Annotated in this window: 14 protein-coding genes; 8 read left to right on the plus strand and 6 right to left on the minus strand. The window is 66.0% G+C overall.

Annotated elements, in window-relative coordinates:
* Positions 1–123: 123 nt before the first annotated feature.
* Both JN302_RS04765 and JN302_RS04770 read right to left on the minus strand, forming a co-directional pair.
* Positions 124–2,523 carry a helix-turn-helix transcriptional regulator gene (locus tag JN302_RS04765; protein ID WP_202332096.1) on the minus strand — a complete coding sequence of 800 codons (2,400 nt, stop codon included), beginning with the start codon at positions 2,521–2,523 and terminating at the stop codon, positions 124–126.
* Positions 2,524–2,901: 378 nt separating this feature from the next.
* A complete protein-coding gene (locus tag JN302_RS04770) occupies positions 2,902–3,549 on the minus strand; it encodes a TetR/AcrR family transcriptional regulator (protein ID WP_202332098.1) in 648 nt (215 codons plus the stop codon).
* A 316-nt stretch (positions 3,550–3,865) separates the two neighbouring features.
* On the opposite strand from JN302_RS04770, the gene JN302_RS04775 reads away from it, so the two are divergent.
* The 3 genes from JN302_RS04775 (at position 3,866) to JN302_RS04785 (ending at position 7,531) form a co-directional block, all read left to right on the plus strand.
* Positions 3,866–4,669 (plus strand): SDR family NAD(P)-dependent oxidoreductase, encoded by an 804-nt coding sequence (locus JN302_RS04775; protein WP_202310344.1) that lies wholly within the window; start codon positions 3,866–3,868, stop codon positions 4,667–4,669.
* 145 nt (positions 4,670–4,814) lie between these two features.
* Entirely contained in the window at positions 4,815–5,936 is a 1,122-nt protein-coding gene (locus JN302_RS04780) for a DUF5938 domain-containing protein (protein ID WP_202332100.1), read from the plus strand.
* A gap of 56 nt (positions 5,937–5,992) precedes the next feature.
* Complete coding sequence (locus JN302_RS04785) at positions 5,993–7,531, plus strand: acyl-CoA synthetase (protein WP_202332102.1); 1,539 nt, start codon at positions 5,993–5,995, stop codon at positions 7,529–7,531.
* Positions 7,532–7,781: 250 nt separating this feature from the next.
* On the opposite strand, the gene JN302_RS04790 is transcribed toward JN302_RS04785, so the two are convergent.
* Positions 7,782–8,600 carry an alpha/beta fold hydrolase gene (locus tag JN302_RS04790; RefSeq protein WP_202332104.1) on the minus strand — a complete coding sequence of 273 codons (819 nt, stop codon included), beginning with the start codon at positions 8,598–8,600 and terminating at the stop codon, positions 7,782–7,784.
* Between the two features lie 189 nt (positions 8,601–8,789).
* Between JN302_RS04790 and JN302_RS04795 the strand changes: the two genes are divergently transcribed.
* From JN302_RS04795 to JN302_RS04815, 5 genes are read left to right on the plus strand one after another with little or no spacing between them, the layout of a single operon-like run.
* Positions 8,790–10,046, plus strand: a complete 1,257-nt coding sequence (locus JN302_RS04795) for an ABC transporter substrate-binding protein (protein ID WP_244846197.1) — start codon at positions 8,790–8,792, stop codon at positions 10,044–10,046.
* A 4-nt stretch (positions 10,047–10,050) separates the two neighbouring features.
* Entirely contained in the window at positions 10,051–10,788 is a 738-nt protein-coding gene (locus tag JN302_RS04800; RefSeq protein ID WP_202332107.1) for an ABC transporter ATP-binding protein, read from the plus strand.
* The gene (locus JN302_RS04805) at positions 10,785–11,504 is read left to right on the plus strand and encodes an ABC transporter ATP-binding protein (RefSeq protein WP_202332109.1); all 720 of its coding nucleotides are present in this window, start codon (positions 10,785–10,787) and stop codon (positions 11,502–11,504) included. The genes JN302_RS04800 and JN302_RS04805 overlap by 4 nt, the downstream gene beginning before the upstream one ends.
* A 17-nt stretch (positions 11,505–11,521) precedes the next feature.
* Positions 11,522–12,397, plus strand: coding sequence for a branched-chain amino acid ABC transporter permease (locus JN302_RS04810; RefSeq protein WP_202332111.1), 876 nt, complete (start codon positions 11,522–11,524; stop codon positions 12,395–12,397).
* A complete protein-coding gene (locus JN302_RS04815; RefSeq protein WP_202332113.1) occupies positions 12,394–13,407 on the plus strand; it encodes a branched-chain amino acid ABC transporter permease in 1,014 nt (337 codons plus the stop codon). The genes JN302_RS04810 and JN302_RS04815 overlap by 4 nt, the downstream gene beginning before the upstream one ends.
* A gap of 203 nt (positions 13,408–13,610) precedes the next feature.
* Here JN302_RS04815 and JN302_RS04820 read toward each other — a convergent pair whose 3' ends face one another.
* The 3 genes from JN302_RS04820 to JN302_RS04825 are packed head-to-tail and all read right to left on the minus strand — an operon-like array spanning position 13,611 to position 15,913.
* The gene (locus JN302_RS04820) at positions 13,611–14,654 is read right to left on the minus strand and encodes a M20/M25/M40 family metallo-hydrolase (protein WP_244846198.1); all 1,044 of its coding nucleotides are present in this window, start codon (positions 14,652–14,654) and stop codon (positions 13,611–13,613) included.
* The gene (locus JN302_RS38950) at positions 14,543–14,929 is read right to left on the minus strand and encodes a hypothetical protein (protein ID WP_244846199.1); all 387 of its coding nucleotides are present in this window, start codon (positions 14,927–14,929) and stop codon (positions 14,543–14,545) included. The genes JN302_RS04820 and JN302_RS38950 overlap by 112 nt, the downstream gene beginning before the upstream one ends.
* Before the next feature lie 42 nt (positions 14,930–14,971).
* On the minus strand, positions 14,972–15,913 hold the full coding sequence (locus JN302_RS04825; RefSeq protein ID WP_202332115.1) for a MurR/RpiR family transcriptional regulator: 942 nt from the start codon (positions 15,911–15,913) through the stop codon (positions 14,972–14,974).
* Positions 15,914–15,965: the final 52 nt, after the last annotated feature.

Below are 15,965 nucleotides of genomic sequence, written 5' to 3' on the forward strand. Positions count from 1 at the left end.
GACGACAGCTTCGCGCAATCGGAGGACCGGCCTCAAGTCGGCAAAAGGATAGGTTTTGCAGAAAATAGTCTAGGTTTGACGGAAGGGCCGCCGAGCCGGCGCAATACGCATCCAAGCCCCGGACTACGTCACGAGGCCGAGCGCCCTGGCGGCGCTGATCGCTTCCTTGCGTTTGGCGCAGCCGAGCTTGCGGTAGACATTGCCGAGATGGAACTTCACCGTCGCTTCGCTGAGCCCGAGCGTGTTGGCAATGTATTTGTTGGACCCGCCCTCGCAGATCATCAGCAGGATCTTGGTCTCCTTGCGCGACAGGCCCATCTTGGCGCCGAGCGCATTGGCGGGCAGGCTGCCGCCGCGCAAACGGCGCACCACCTGGCGCACCGGCGTCGACGTGTCGAGGAATTCGCTGATGCGCTTGTCGTCGATGAGCTCCGTGAGGAACATGCGCTCCTCTGCGAGCGGCGCGACGGCGCCGAGGCGCGAGGCATTCTCGAAGGCCTTCTGCAGCAGCGCGCGGGCACCGGAGAGGTTGCGCTGCCGCTTGCAGACGTAAGCCAGCCAGATGCCGAGACCGATGCGCTGCCGCTCCGTCAGATGCAGGCTGTTGAGCATGGCGAGCAACTGGCGGTCGAGATTGGGCCTGGTCGGCATCTCGTTGACGAGATGTCGGAGCCAGATCAGGGCCAGCGCGATCTCGTCGCGGTCGGTCAGCCGGGGCAGCTCGTCGCAGGCGGCGAGCACCCAGGCCTTGGAGATGCGCGACTGGATGGCGCCGAGCCGTTCGGCCGCCTCCTGCCACCGGTTGCCGTTCTGGAGGACCGCCGCCTCGCGGATCTCGATCATCTCGCGGAACTGGCGATTGCTGACCTGATAAACGCGCCAGCGGTCGAGAAAGCTGCGGGCCGCGATCGTCGAGAAGTGCTCGCCGAGCGCCTGGCTGCCGTAGTGCAAGGCAAATTCGATCAGGCTCGGCCAGATCTCGCCATGGGAAAAATCGTCGAGCTCGAGGCTGAGGAAACGCGCCAGCGGCTCCGGCTTGCCGCCCTCATAGTCTATGCAGGCCTTGAGCAGCGTGAGCAGCCGCTGATCGTTCGGGCTGTCGAAGGAGGTGGCAGCGAGGCAGCCGGCGGCATCGACGGCATGTTTGCGTGCGGTCAGGGCATCGCCCATCATCAGACGCATGATCGCCCGGTGCAGCGCGATGTAGAAGGACAGGATCGGGGCGCGGGCCTGCTCGTAGTGGTATCTGGCGCGCGAGGCCACGTCGTCGGCCTCTGCGAAGCGGCGACTGCGCATGTAGAATTCGAGGATGGCGTTGTAGAAGCTGCCGCGCTCGAGATGGGCATCGGAAGGGAATTCGGCGAGCAGGGCAAAGACCTGCTCCAGCAAGGCGTCGCTGAAGAAGACATCCTCGTAGATCAAGAGCACGAGGCGGAAGGCGCGGAACTCCTTCGGAAAGGACGAGCCCGGGACCAGCGCCTTGGACGGATCGTTCGCCGCTTCGCCGTAGCGTTCGGAGAGCAGACGCCGTGCCAGCGCCACATCGCCGCGCTTGCAGGCCTGCAGTGCGAGGCTGATGACCAGCACGTCGTGCCCCATCGCGTATTCGATGGGAAAGCCGGCGAGCACGCGGTCGAAGGCGTCAGGGCCGTAGTAGTAGATGAAGAAGCGATCGGTCGCCTCGATGAAGGTGGCAAGCGCAAGATCGAGGAAGCCGGCCTCCTGGAAGGTGGTGATCGCCTCGGTCATGCGGCCGCGCGCGGCATAGGCTTCCGCGACCGCCCTGGCTTCCTCCGGTTCGCGGCAACGCCCGATGAGCACAGCGTCAATCGCAGCGGCGAGAGGCTCGCGCAGCGCTTCCACCGAGAAGACCAGGCCGCCCTCAGGGCCACGCCGGGAGAAGGGCGCCAGCCGTTCCTCGTCGCCCGGGGCCGCCGTCCCGCCGGCGAGCAGGTCCTTCAACCCGACAAGGGTGGCTGACGGCAGCGGTTCGAGAATCTCCGTCCCCAGGAATTCCCGCAGGACCTCGCCATCGGGCAGGCGACCGCCGAAGCGCCCGACCAGCAGCGGCCAGCCGCCGCTCGCCGCCATCATGCGCTGAGCCGCGGCGGATCCGACGAGACCCGCCAGTTCGTCCGTATCGAACAGGAGGTCCAGCGTGCCGAGGCAGAAGGCCCGGCCGTATGTCACAGCGCGGGGAAGGCCGGGGAGATGCGCTTCCGGCCGTTTGGCGACCACGATGCGACCCTGACCGGCAACGAAGCGCTCGGGCAGGGCTTGCGGTGATAGAGCGGGCGGAATGTCCCAGAGCATGATGCCATCGCCATTCGCCGGCGCGGAGTCGCCCATATGCACCGTCGTGCCAAGTCGACCGGCGAGCTCTGCGAGGATCGTCGACTTGCCCGACCCCGCGGCCGCCTCCAGCACGACCACCGGCTCTGGCCGGCCGAGGACGAGCTCGACGAGCCGGCGGCGCGGCAGGAGGGTCCTTCCGGCAATGTCACGCGTCGATGCCAGGCGCATCCGATGGGCTTCCCGTTCGAAAGACGAGAACGCCAGAGCACGGCCAGGAGATCAAGCGGAGATTGGACTCTCGGCAGGCGCTGGGCCCAAGTTCCGAAAAATGCCAGCGCCTGAATCATGGTTGCTCATCCGACCTCGCCCTTTCGGGCGAGGCCACCTCCCACATGGGGAGAAGGGAACGCTGCGGCAACGCTTACGCCGGTCGTCGATGCTGGTGATTTGCACAGCGCGCGAGGCTAGGCACCTGCCTTCGCCCCTTGTGGGAGAAGGTGGCCGCGCCCACGGGTCTTGCCTCCGGCAAGCCCGAGGACAGGCTCCGCGCGGTCGGATGAGGGGTATGCTTCAACGCCTGCCGGTTTGCGGCCAAAAACCCCTTACTCACGCGATCAGCGGCAGGAGCCGCCGGACCTCCGACAGCAGTTCGGGGATCGCCTCGGAGTCGCCGGAGAGGTGCTTCAGAAGGTATTTCTGGAACAGCCCGTCGAACACGGCGTAGAGCGCGGCGGGGGTGACGGCCGGCTCGCGGCCGCCGAGTTCGGCGAAACGCGACGCCACGCGCCACACCATGTCCTCCAGGCTCTTGTCGATCTCGGTCACATCCTGACGGAAGGCGTCCTCGAACATGGCCTGGGAGCGCAGGTCGTACCAGAGGCGGTGCATATGCGCCTCCTCGCGGATCGTCTCGCCGAGCTTCTCCAGGAAGCCCTCGATGAGCTCGGCCCGGCTCTGCGCCTCGGCGGTGACCCGGTCATAGCGGGTGACGCATTTCGCCTTGTAGTGCCGGACCGAGCAGCAGATCAGATCGACCTTGTCGGTGAAATAGTAATGGAGGACGCCGTGGGTGAACTCCGACTTCTGCGCGATCTCACGCAGGCTGGTCCTGGCGTAACCCAGCTCGGCGAGCGTCTCCAGCGCGGCCTCGGCGAGTTCGAGGCGCCGGGCGCTGAACTTGTCGACGGGCAACCGGCGGCCCCGGCCCGTGGGCTTGGTCGCGCGCGGCGCGGTTCCGATCGTCTGCCGTTCCATATCCATCCGCATCCCCGTCCGAGACTTCGGTCTCGCCCTCGAGCCGTCGGCCTTTCTTCCATGAAGCGCCTATTTTGACAAGCGTCAAGGTTTTGCTTGACAAGTGTCCAGTCTTTGGACGATCGTCACGACATTCTTGGCCATCTGTCAAGAAAACCGATTGCGCGGAGCGTGAGGAGCGGCGCGCAAAGGGAGGATTGCCTTTTCAGGAAGATAGTGCCGCGGGCGTTGCCCGCCGGCGAGGCTGCGGCTGGCGCCGCGGAGCGACGGCGCGTGCGCGAGCCACTGATATCGAGAACTCAGGAGGAGCGAGACGATGAGCGAAAAGAGACTGACCGGCCGCAAGGCCCTCGTAACCGGCGGCGCGCGCGGCATCGGCGCGGCGATCGCCCAGGCGCTGGCGGATGCCGGCGCTTCCGTGATGATCGGCGACATCCTTGCCGACCTCGGCAAGGAGACCGCGGCCGGCATCGCCAGATCGGGCGTGAAGGCCGGCTTCGTGGCGCTCGACGTCACCGACGACGGGCAATGGGAGAAGGCCGTCTCGGCCACCGTCGAAACGCTCGGCGGCTTCGACATATTGATCAACAATGCCGGCATCGAGATCACCTCGCTTGTGGTCGATCTCAAGGCCGAAGACATCCGCCGCATGCTCGACGTCAACGTGCTGGGAGTAGCGCTCGGCATGAAACACGCCTTCCGCGCCATGCGGCCGGGCGGCGCGGCGGGCGCCGGCGGCGCCGTGGTCAACGTCGCCTCGGTCGCCGCGACGATCGCCTTCCCGGCGATCTCGGTCTATTCCGGCACCAAGTCGGCGGTCGACCGCATGACGCGCGTCGGGGCGATGGAAGCCGGCAAGCTCGGCTACGGCGTGCGCGTCAACTGCCTCTATCCGGGTCTGGCGCCGACAGAAATGGGCATGAAGCTCGCCTCCGACATCGTCGCCGTCGGCCTCGCCCCTGACGTCAACGCTGCCGTCGGTTCGGTCGTCGAACAGACACCGCTCGCCCGCCTGGCCGAGGTCGGCGACATCGCCGACGCCGCCGTCTTCCTGTGCTCCAACGAAGCGCGCTTCATCACCGGCGCCGGCCTGCCGGTCGACGGCGGCATGGGCATGTAAGGCTGGTACCGATGGGCCTCAATCGCCGGCGCGACCCATCCGGGCCGCTTGGCTTTCGCGCCAACAGGCGCGGCGCGCAGTCGCGCGCTCCAGCGGTCGATGAAATCGACCGCTGGCATAACACCCAATCTCTGGAGGAAAACAAATGACCGAGAAAAGACCCGTCGTCGTCTACGGCGTCTCCGGCTACACCGGGCGCCTGGTCTGCGAATATCTGAGGGAATACAACGTTCCCTTCATCGCCGCCGGGCGCGACAAGGCCAAGGTGCAGGCCGTCGTCGACAAGATCCCCGGCATCGAGACCGCCGACTATGAGGTGGTCGAGGTCGAGCACACGGTGGAGGCGCTGACCAAGCTGTTCCGCGGTGCCAAGGTCGTCAACAATGTGGTCGGCCCGTTCATCAAATATGGCAGCGAGGTCGTGGAAGCCTGCCTTGCCGCCGGCTGCCACTACACAGACACGACCGGCGAGCAGGACTGGGTGCTGCACGCCCAGCAGACATGGGGCGAGGCCTTCGCCAAACAAGGCCTGCTGCTCTCGCCCAATCTCGCGCAGATGTACACGACCGGCGAGATCGCGGCCAATATCTGCCTGGAGACGCCCGGGCTCGATACGCTCGACATATTGGTGTTCTGGAAGGGCTTTCCGACCTACGCCTCGACCCAGACCATCTTCACCATCCTCAAGGCGAAATGGTACTATCTCGAGCAGAACAAATTCGTCGAATGGGACGTGACGGCACGCGCCGACGTGGCCGTGCCGGGCCAGCATGAGACAGCGATCGCCGTGCCGTGGGGCGGCACCGCCCATCCGGTCTGGTTCAAGAACGATCCGCGCGTCTCCAACTGCCGCGTGATGGGCGGCGTGCTCGCGCGCCCGGTCATGGAGGGCGTGGTGCAGACCACGCAGATGGTGAAGGAGCAGATCAGGCCGCTGCCGCTCGACCAGCAGGAGAAGGCGCTGGCCGACATCGCCGCGACGGTGCAGGCGGCAATGCCGCCGCGCGAGAACCCGCGCATCAACACCTCGATCGATTCCGTCCATGCTTCGGGGCCGCTCGGGCGCGCGCATTGCGTCATCCACGGCAACTGCAACTACAAGCAGACCGGCATGCTGCAGGCCTATGCCTCGTTCTCGCTGCTGCAGCAGCCACCCAAGCGCGTCGGTTTCGCCTCCGGCTGCCAGGCCTTCGGCCATCGCGAGTTGCTCGGCCAATTGCGCAGCTTCGGCCTGGTCATGAACCCGATCCTGACTGTGCACGGCTGACGGCATTCCGGCGCGGGCGTTCGTTCGCGCCGGTCGAACAACGGCAGGAGACGGCGATGCGGCTGATCGACTATCTCGACAAGGGCGCTTCCCTCGGCGCCGATGCTCCCTGCCTGACGGCGGGCGCGAAGGACCTGTCCTATGGCGAGGTGCAGCGCCTCAGCTACCGCGTGGCGCGGGGCCTTGCCAGCTCCGGCGTGGAACCCGGCGACAAGGTGGCGATCCTTTCGAGCAACGACCCGATCGCATTCTCCTGCGTCTTCGGCATCGCGCGCGCGGGCGCCGTATGGTGTCCGATCAACCCGCGCAACGAGATCGCCGAGAACCGCTTCATCCTGGACGGCTTCGATTGCCGCCTGCTGATCTTCCACTCCAACTATGCCGCCATGGTCGAGGCCATGCTGCCCGACCTGCCCAAGCTGAAGAAGGTCGTCTGCCTCGATGCCGGGCTCGGCTTCGCCTCGTCCTTCGAGGACTGGCTCGCCGGCATCGACGACGCGCCCTTCGATCGCACGCCGCCCGACGACCTGGCCCTGATCCCGGGCACCGGCGGCACCACGGGAAAGCCCAAGGGCGTGATGCTGTCGGGCCGCAACATCGAGGCGATGACCGCGCTGACCCTCATGGGTTATCCGTTCAAGGGCCGCCCGGTCTATCTGGCGCTCGCGCCGCTTACCCATGCGGCCGGGGTGCTGTGCTTCCCGATCATGGCGCTCGGCGGGCGGATCGTCATCATGGCCAGGCCCGACATCGGCGAGTTCCTCGATCTCATCGAGCGTCACAGAGTGACCCACACCTTCCTGCCGCCGACGGTCATCTACATGCTGCTCGATCATCCGAAGCTCGCCGCGACGGATCTCTCCTCGCTGCAATGCTTCTGGTACGGGGCCGCGCCGATCTCGACCGCCCGGCTGGCCGAGGCGCTCGAGCGGATCGGGCCCATGGCCCAACTCTTCGGCCAGACCGAAGCGCCGATGATGATCTCGATGATGGCGCCCGAGGACCATTATCTGCCAGATGGCTCTGTCGCGCAAAAGCGCCTGGCTTCTGCTGGCCGACCCGGCCCACTGGTCCAGGTCGCGATCATGGACGCCGAGGGCCGCCTTCTGCCGTCAGGCGAGCGCGGCGAGATCGTGCTGCGCGGCTCGCTCGTCATGGAAGGCTATTACAAGAACCCCGAAGCCACGGCCGAGGCTTCGGCCCATGGCTGGCACCACACCGGCGACATCGGCTATCTCGACGAGGACAACTATCTCTACATCGTCGACCGCGCCAAGGACATGATCATCACCGGCGGCTTCAACGTCTATTCGGTCGAGGTCGAGCAGGCGCTTCAGGCGCATGAGGCGGTTCAGGATTGTGCCGTGATCGGCCTGCCCGACGAGAAATGGGGCGAGCGCGTCGTCGCCGTGCTGCAGCCGCGGGCGGGCAAGGAGATCGATGCCGCCGCCGTGGCGGCCTTCGTCAAGCAGAAGATCGGCAGCGTCAAGACGCCCAAGCAGATCGAGGTCTGGGACGACCTGCCGCGCTCGAAGGTCGGCAAGGTGCTGAAGTCGGATATCCGCGCCACGCTGCTCGCGAGGAGAAAGAGCTGAGACAACTGGCGACGTCGTCGCCGGGTCGGCAAGATCACGTTCTGGTCTGGCACTCCGGGACAGATAGTAAGCGCTCGTCCTGTCGTGAACGGATTGTTGAATTCCGTTCTGTTTCAGTCGGATAAGAGGTTCGGCGACGCCGCGAAACGCCCCTCATCCGGCTGCCGCCACCTTCTCCCCGCAATGAGGGGAGAAGGTGGCGGCAGCCGGATGAGGGGCTTCTCGCGACGGTCGAAAACACCGAGGCCCGTCAGGCTCGGTCGACGCTCTCCAGGAAACGGGCGAAGATCGGATCGAACTTCTGCGGCGCATCCCAGAAGGGCGCGTGGCCCGACTTCTCGATCCCGTGGGTCTTGCCCTCCCACAGATTGGCGTAGCGCACGCGGGATACGAAGCCGAGGTCGACGAAGGGCTCTTCGATGCCGTTCACGACGGCAAGCGGCACCGTCGCTGTGGCGACGATGACGGACTGGTCCTTGCCGCTGCCGGCGGCGAACTTCTCGAACATCAGCCGGCGCGCCCGTCCGTCGGTGCGCGCCACCATGGCGTGGAGCTCGGCGTCATAGGGTTCGCCGCAGGTGCTCCTGGCATAGGCTTCGGCGTCGGCCTCGGAGAAGACCTCCTTGCCGGCGAGCCCCATATGCGGGCTCGGCTTGAAGCCCTCGCCAACCTGCGAAGGAGAAACGGGCGGCGTACCGGTGATCATCAGGCCCAGCATGCCGGGGAAGCGGTCGATCATCTCCAGCCCGATATGGCCGCCCAGCGACCAGCCGAAGACGATCGCCTTGTCGATCTCCAGCCGGCGCAGCACCTCGACCATGGCGTCGGCATAACCTTCCATCGAGTAGCTGCGGTCGGCATCGACCGCGTCGGAGGACGCGCCGTGGCCCGGGAGATCGGGCGCGATCATCCTGTAGCGCCCGCCGAGCGCGCCGTTCATCTGGTTGCGGAACACCAGGCCGCAACTCGAATTGCCGTGGATCATCAGCACCGGCGTGCCTGTGCCGCCGCTCTCGCGGACCGCGATTTCCCCGTGGCTCGTCTCGACCGTCTTTTGCGAAACCGTCATTCCCAATTCCCCTTCCCTCACAGGCAAGACCTAATCCAACGCTCCCGTGCCGGGCAAGAGCAGACACGCTTTTCGACGGGCAGGGCATGAAAATATCTTTTCAAGCTGATCGTCCTATGCATAAATTGTCAATCGAATAACGCTCATCACAACAAGCTGACGTCAACTGGGGCAAGACAGGGGAACCTCATGAAATCGACTTCTATTTCCGGCACGCTCAAGCGTCGCGCCACTCTCGCCGCGTCGGCTCTGGCGCTCGTCGTCGGCATGGGCACCGCCGCCTTCGCCGACGTCGTCAAGATCGGCCTGCTGGCGCCGCTGACCGGCCCGGCCGCTGCCGACGGCCAGGAATTCCAGCGCGGCGCGCAGATGGCGATCGACGAGGCCAACGCCGCCGGCGGCATCGACGGCCACACTTTCGAGCTGGTGATCGGCGACGTGAAGGACCAGTCGGCGGCCAATGTGACCAGCGCCGTCGAACGCCTGCTCGGCGACCCCGACGTCCATTTCATGCTGACCGGCTATGCCAGCCTGACCAATTTCGAGATCGACAACATGGCGGAAGCGGAAATGCCCTATATGCTCGCCGCCACATCGCAGCAGACCAGGGACATCATTGCGCCGGATCCGGAGAAATATGGCTGCTGCTGGTCTCTGACCCCGTCCTTCGACGCCTACAACACCGACGTCACCTATTTCGCGGAGAAGCTGGCCAAGGACGGCAAGATCGCGCTGGCGTCCAAGAAGGTCGCCGTCATCTCCTCCGACAACGCCTATTCCAAGACGATCTCCGAAGGCATGAAGAAGACCTTCAGCGAGAATGGCTGGACCATCACCGTCGACGAGATCGTGCCGTTCGGCGAAGTGACGGACTGGCGCGCCATCCTGGCGAAGGTGCGCGCCGACGTCCCCGACGTGGTGATCAACACCGACTATCTGCCCGGCAACTCGGCCTCGTTCCTCAATCAGTTCCTCGAGCAGCCGACGAAGAGCCTGGTGTTCCTGCAATATGCGCCGAGCGTGCCCGAATTCGTCGAACTGACCGGCGCCAAGTCGAACGGCGTCGTCTACAATCTGCTCGGCGGACCGCTGACCTCGCCGAAGAACCCGCGCGCGGAAGAGGTGTCGACCAAGTTCAAGGAGAAGTACGGCGTCGAGAGCGGCACCTACGGCGTCGGCCTCTACGAGATGGTCAACGTCTATTTCGACGCGCTGAAGAAGGCAGGCGATCCCGCGGACCACGCCGCCGTGATGAAGGCGCTCGGCGAGACCGACAAGCAGGTCGCCGCCGGCCGGCTGAAATTCGACCCGGCCACCCACCTCGCCATGCAGGGCGACGACTACATCCCGATCACCTTCTTCCAGATCTGGGACGGCCAGCGCACGCTGATCTCGCCCGAGAAATACGCGACCGGCGAGTTCAAGCCGCAGCCCTGGACGAAATAGCGGCATGGCCCTGCTCGAGGTCGAAGGCGTCGCCAAGTCCTTCGGATCGCTCAGAGCCGTCGACGACGTGTCCTTCAAGGTCGAGGCCGGCGAGGTCTTCGGGATCGCCGGCCCGAACGGCAGCGGCAAGAGCACGTTGTTCAACGTGATCACCGGCATTCCGTTCAAGCCCGACCGGGGCGTGATACGTTTCGACGGGACCGAGATCCAGGGCAAATCGGGCAACGCGATCGCGCGGCTCGGCTTGGCGCGCACATTCCAGCGCGAGACCAGCTTCGATGGTCTGACCGTGTTCGAGAACGCGCTCATCGGTTCGAGCTACGGCAAGCCGGAACGGCCGGCGGCCGAAGCGCGGGCCTGTGCCGCAGAAGCGCTCGAATTCGTCGGCCTCTCTTCGGCCTCCTTCGGGCGGCTGGCGGGCGAACTGTCCGTCTTCGACCGCAAATGCCTGATGCTCGCCACGGCGATCGCCATGCAGCCGAAGCTGCTGCTGCTCGACGAGCCGGCGTCGAGCCTGACCAAGCCGGAGATCGAAAGCTCGATCGGCCTTATCCGGCGCACGGCCGAGCGCGGCATCACCATCGTGCTCATCGAGCATGTGCTGACGTTCCTGATGAGCCTGTCCAGGCATCTCCTGGTGCTGAACCAGGGCCAGGTGCTGGCATCAGGCGACCCCAAAACCGTCATCGCCGACGAGCGCGTCGTAGAAGCCTATCTCGGCCAGCGGAGGCCCGCCGCATGAGCGATGCTGCCCTGCTCACCGTCGAGGGCGTCAGCGCCGGCTATGGCCGCGTCACCGTGCTGCACGACATCTCTCTGGATGCCGGACGCTTCGGCAATGTCGGCCTGTTCGGGCCGAACGGCCACGGCAAGACCACGCTGCTGCGGGCCGTTTCGGGCCTGGTCGCGCCGAAGAAAGGGACGATCCGCTTCGACGGCGAAGACATCACCGGCCGCAGCGCCCGGGCGATCGTGGCCACGGGCCTCATCCATGTGCCGCAGGGCAACCGACTGTTCCCCGACCTGACGATCGCCGACTGCATGGCGCTCGGCGCCTTTTCGCCCCGGGCCAGGCCGCATGAGGCGGCGAACCGCGAGAAGGTCGTGAAGCTGTTCCCGAAGCTCGGCGAGCGCTGGCGCCAGCGCGTGCGCACCCTTTCGGGCGGCGAACGGCAGATGGTGTCGATCGGCACGGCGCTGATGAGTCATCCGCGCCTTTTGATCCTCGACGAACCGACGCTCGGCCTTTCGCCCAAGGTCAAGGACGAGCTGTGCGCGGCCGTGCTCGACATTTCGAAGAGCGGCGTGCCGCTGATCGTGGTGGAGCAGGACATCGAATTCCTGCTCGAGCTCTGCCAGCAGCTCTATCTCGTCGACCACGGCACCGTGGCGACGGAGATCCGCCCCGGCGAAAGCATCGAGCACGCCGAGATCATGGCCATGTATTTCGGACACTGAGTATTTCGGACACTGAGATGAGCACCTTTGCGGACATCTTCTTCGGCGGCCTGTTCCAGGGATCGCTCTATGCCATGATGGCGGTGGGACTCGCCCTCGTCTGGACGACGATCGGCGTGTTCAACTTCTCCCATGGGGTCTTCATGATGCTGGGCGCCTATCTCGCCTGGCAATTCGTCGCCATCGGCCTGCCTGCCGCGGTCGCCTTCCCGTTGGCCGTGATCGTCATGGCCGGGGTGGGCTGGATCCTGCAGGCCAGCGTCGTGCGGCCCCTCATCGGCCGTCCCAACATCGTGCTGGTCGTGGTCATCACCACGCTCGCCGCCGGCTCGCTTATCGAGAACGGCGCACTGGAAATCTGGGGCCCGCGCTCGAAGCAGCTGCCCAGCCTGATCGACGGCAGCACCACCATCGCCGGGGTCGGGGTCTCGCTCCACCAGATCGCCATCATCGTCATCACGCCGCTGATCCTGGCCGCCCTGTGGTCGTTCCTCAACCGCACGCGGCTCGGGCTGGCGCTGCGCGCCGTCGCCCAGAACGAGGACGCAAGCCAGCTCGTCGGGCTCAACGTCAAGGCCCTTTACGGCCTCGCCTTCGCCATCGCCGCCTCGCTCGCCGGGCTCGCCGGGATCTTCATGGGCGGCTATCGCTTCATGAGCCCGGTCATGGGCGCCGACCCGCTGCTCAAGGCCCTCATCGTCGTGGTCTTCGGCGGCATATCGAGCATTTCCGGGCCGATCTTCGCAGCCTATCTGATCGGGTTCTTCGAAGCCGTGTGCAACTATTATTTCGGCCTCTACTGGACGCCCGCGCTGCTCTTCATCGTGCTCATCCTGACGCTGATGGTGCGGCCGGAAGGCATCTTCGCCGGCCGCTCGCGAGGCCTCGCATGACGACCGCAACCGCCGCACTCCCGCTTCCCGCCGCCCCCGGCCGCACGCCCTGGAGAAACGAGGCTGTCGGCTTCACGCTCGGCTTCCTGCTCTTGGCGCTGCTGCCTTTCGTCTTCACCGACACCTACAGCCGGCACGTGCTGATCATGATCTTCACCTACGCCATCGTGGCGTCGAACTGGGATCTGAGCCTGGGTTACGGCGGGGTGTTCAATTTCGGCCATCTCGCGCTGTTCGGCATCGGCGTCTACGCCTACAGCCTGCTCACCAAGCTTGCCGGTGTCGACCCGTGGATCGCGGTGCTGGCGAGCGGCGTCATCGCCACGTTCGCAGCCGCGATCGTCACCATCCCGATCCTGCGGCTCAAGGGCATCTACATCATCCTGGTCACCTTCGGCTTCGCCCAGCTCGTGATGCAGATCATCCTCAGCCAGTCGGAATATACCGGCGGCACGCAAGGCATCGTGCGGATCCCCGGCCTCTACTGGTTCGACCACAACATGGTGCGCGACGGCAAATTCGCCTATTTCTACATCGCGCTCGCGCTTCTGGTGGCGAGCACTCTGTTCCTGCGCCTCTTCGTGCGTTCCCGCGCCGGCGCCGCAATCGTGGCCCTGCGCGACAATGAGGAATATGCGGTGAGCCGCGGCATATCGCTGGTGCGCCAGCGCCTCGTCACGCTCGCTGCCAGCGCCTTCTTCACAGGCATTGCCGGCGCCTTCTATGCGGCCTACCAGCGCAACGCCTCGATCGACGTCTTCGGCATGAGCATCGCGACCGTGATCCTGTCGATGGTGCTGCTTGGCGGCGCCGGCACGATCTATGGCGCGATTGTCGCCTCCTTCGTGCTCACTATCTTCTCGGAAGCGATGGCCGATTTCGGCGCCTGGCGGCCGATCATCACCGCGGTGCTGATCATCGCCATCATGCTCGCCTATCCGAGCGGGCTTGTCGGGATGATCCGCTCGGCCTGGACGGCGACGGCCGGAAGGGCCAAGCGCGCGGATTGACAGGCGAAACGTTTTCTCCCCCCTTGAGAGGGAGATGGCTGCCCAGCAGCCAGAGGGGGTTCGAGCGGCAGTGCTCGACGTTAGTACTTGCGTCGAGTCCAGCGGAGAGGACCCCACCCGGCCGCGGAGCCTGTCCTCGGGCTTGCCGGAGGCAAGACCCGTGGGCGGCCACCCTCCCCTCAAGGGGGAGGGAAACGACGGCGCTACCGGCGCACCCCGCACCAGTCGATGACGGTCGCGGCGATGACCTTGGTGGTCTCCACCAGCGAACCGATGTCGATGAACTCGTCGACGCCGTGGAACCCGTCGCCCGAGGGGCCGTAGATGACGCCGTCGACGCCGGCTCCGGCATAATGGGCCGCGTCGCACACGGCGACGAAGCCGCGCACCTCGGGCGCCTTTCCGAGCCGCATCTTGTTGGCGACCAGCGAGGTGACCAGCGGATGGTCGGCCGGCGTGTTGAGCGGCGGGAAGTGCAGCCCGCCCAGCTCCCACTGGATATCAGGCGGATTGTCGCGCAGCCAGGCATCCGTCTGGGCGAAATGATGCACGAAGCTCTCGAAATCGCGGCGGTAGTCGGCCGAATTCTCGTCGGGCAGGAACTTCATGTCGAGGTCGAGCACAACCGCGTCAGGGATGATCGCGGGGTTGGTCATCACCGTCGGCAGGCCGTTTTCGCCGAGCCCCGCGCCGCCATGGACGACGCCGATATTGATCGTGTTCATGCCCAGCGGCAGCAGCGGATGCGAGCGCGCCCTGGTCCGGTCGAGCTCGTACTGGCGCACGGCCCCGATGAAGCGCGCCGCCAGCTCGATCGCATTGACACCCGGCACCAGCCGGTCCTTGTCGTGGCGCTGTGGATAGATCTCGTTGTAGCGCAAGGCGGAATGGGCGGAGCGGCCGCGGATGGTGACGCGCGCCCATTCGAGCCCGCCTTCGACCGGCAGCACGTCGCCCCAGGTCGGCTCGGCGACCAGCACCGCCTTGGCGAGCTTGCCCTTCTTCACGGCGTCCATGGCGCCGAAGCCGCCGGCCTCCTCGTCGACCACCGCATGGATGGCGAGCCGGCCTTCGAGATCGATACCCGCCCGGCGGATGGCGCGCGCCGCCGCCACGCAGGCCGCGACCCCGCCCTTCATGTCGATCGAGCCGCGGCCATAGAGGCGACCGTCCCTGATGTCGCCGCCGAAGGGATCGACCGACCATTCGGCCGGGCGCCGACGGGCACCACGTCGATATGGCCGCACAGGATCAGGCTGCGCTCCTCGCTGCCGGCGCGTTCGGCGACGAGGTTCGGACGGCCGGGCAAGGCGTCCCATTGTTCCGTTGCGAAACCCTCGTCCCTCAGGATCGGGGCGAGCAGGGCCTGGACGTCCGCCTCGCGGTTGATGGCAGGATCGGCCTGGAATTTCGGGTTGACCGACGGAATGCGCACCATATCGCGCGTGAGCCCGACCACCCAGTCGCGCTCGGCCTCGATCTCGGCCAGCACGGCGGCGATCGCGGATTGCTTGTCAGCCATGTCAAGTCCTTCCTGCATTGTCGTGACGAGGGGCCCGCAGGGTCACGCCTGCGGCTTTTTCGGGGCGGCCTTCGAGGCCCTCCGCTTGCGGGCCGGCACCCGGCTCTCCGGCCGATCGGCGGCTGATTCCGAGACGTCGAGCGTGACCGCGTTGGCGCGGCGGATCGCCTCCATCTCCTCCATCCGCTTGCGCACGCCCTCGCCGTCGTTCTCCATCGCATGGGCGAAGACGGCTTCCATCTGGGCGACGGCGGTGGCCAGCGTGTCGAAGGGCGAACTGGCTTCGATTGCGGCGACCATTTTCAGGCCGGCATATTCGGCGATGGGCGACAGCCAGCCGTCGGTGAACAGGAGGATCGGGACCCCGCGCCCATGCGCTTGGCGCGCGAAGCTGACCACATCGGACTGGTAGCGCCGGTAGTCGAACACGACGAGCAGATCACGCTTGCCGAGGTCGATCAGCACATCGAAATCGGCCGCAGCCAGCGATCCCATGTCCCGGACCCCGGAGCGGAACTGCACGAGATAGCCGGCAAGCATGGAGGCGATGTGGCGGCTGAAGCGGCCGCCGAGCAGCACCACCTGGCCCTTGCATTCGAGCAGCATCCTGGCGGCGCGCGCATAGTTCTGCGAAGGGACCGCCGTGCGCGTGCGCTCGAGGCTCTCGGCGACGGAATGGAAATAGTCGAGCGCCGTCCCCTCGCTCTGGCCGCGCGGACGCTTGGCCTCCATCATCAGCAAGGGCGAATGCAGCCGCGATTCGACCTCGGCGAGCAGCCTGGCCTGGAAATCGGCGAAGCCGTCGTAGCCGAGCTTGATCATGAGCCGCATGACCGTCGGGTCGCTGACCCCGGCGCGGCGCGCCAGCCGGGTCGCCGTGCCGAGACCCGACATCGGGAAATCCGCCAGCAGAGCCTGGACGATCTTGGCCTCGGCCGAGGTGAGCGCCAGGCTGGTATTGGCCAGGTCTTCCCGTATCGACATCGCCAACCTCCCTTGCCGCGACGATGATAGAGAAGTTACAATTTCGCTCAGA

This window comes from Mesorhizobium sp. L-8-3 (assembly GCF_016756615.1).
GTDB lineage: Bacteria > Pseudomonadota > Alphaproteobacteria > Rhizobiales > Rhizobiaceae.

What these genes read in the sequence shown, in the direction of transcription:
- JN302_RS38950 (WP_244846199.1), bottom strand. Translation starts at nt 14,929, where the DNA reads ATGGCTGACAAGCAATCCGCGATCGCCGCCGTGCTGGCCGAGATCGAG.
- JN302_RS04805 (WP_202332109.1), top strand. Translation starts at nt 10,785, where the DNA reads ATGAGCGATGCTGCCCTGCTCACCGTCGAGGGCGTCAGCGCCGGCTAT.
- JN302_RS04825 (WP_202332115.1), bottom strand. Translation starts at nt 15,913, where the DNA reads ATGTCGATACGGGAAGACCTGGCCAATACCAGCCTGGCGCTCACCTCG.
- JN302_RS04770 (WP_202332098.1), bottom strand. Translation starts at nt 3,549, where the DNA reads ATGGAACGGCAGACGATCGGAACCGCGCCGCGCGCGACCAAGCCCACG.
- JN302_RS04790 (WP_202332104.1), bottom strand. Translation starts at nt 8,600, where the DNA reads ATGACGGTTTCGCAAAAGACGGTCGAGACGAGCCACGGGGAAATCGCG.
- JN302_RS04775 (WP_202310344.1), top strand. Translation starts at nt 3,866, where the DNA reads ATGAGCGAAAAGAGACTGACCGGCCGCAAGGCCCTCGTAACCGGCGGC.
- JN302_RS04780 (WP_202332100.1), top strand. Translation starts at nt 4,815, where the DNA reads ATGACCGAGAAAAGACCCGTCGTCGTCTACGGCGTCTCCGGCTACACC.
- JN302_RS04815 (WP_202332113.1), top strand. Translation starts at nt 12,394, where the DNA reads ATGACGACCGCAACCGCCGCACTCCCGCTTCCCGCCGCCCCCGGCCGC.
- JN302_RS04765 (WP_202332096.1), bottom strand. Translation starts at nt 2,523, where the DNA reads ATGCGCCTGGCATCGACGCGTGACATTGCCGGAAGGACCCTCCTGCCG.
- JN302_RS04785 (WP_202332102.1), top strand. Translation starts at nt 5,993, where the DNA reads ATGCGGCTGATCGACTATCTCGACAAGGGCGCTTCCCTCGGCGCCGAT.
- JN302_RS04795 (WP_244846197.1), top strand. Translation starts at nt 8,790, where the DNA reads ATGAAATCGACTTCTATTTCCGGCACGCTCAAGCGTCGCGCCACTCTC.
- JN302_RS04800 (WP_202332107.1), top strand. Translation starts at nt 10,051, where the DNA reads ATGGCCCTGCTCGAGGTCGAAGGCGTCGCCAAGTCCTTCGGATCGCTC.
- JN302_RS04810 (WP_202332111.1), top strand. Translation starts at nt 11,522, where the DNA reads ATGAGCACCTTTGCGGACATCTTCTTCGGCGGCCTGTTCCAGGGATCG.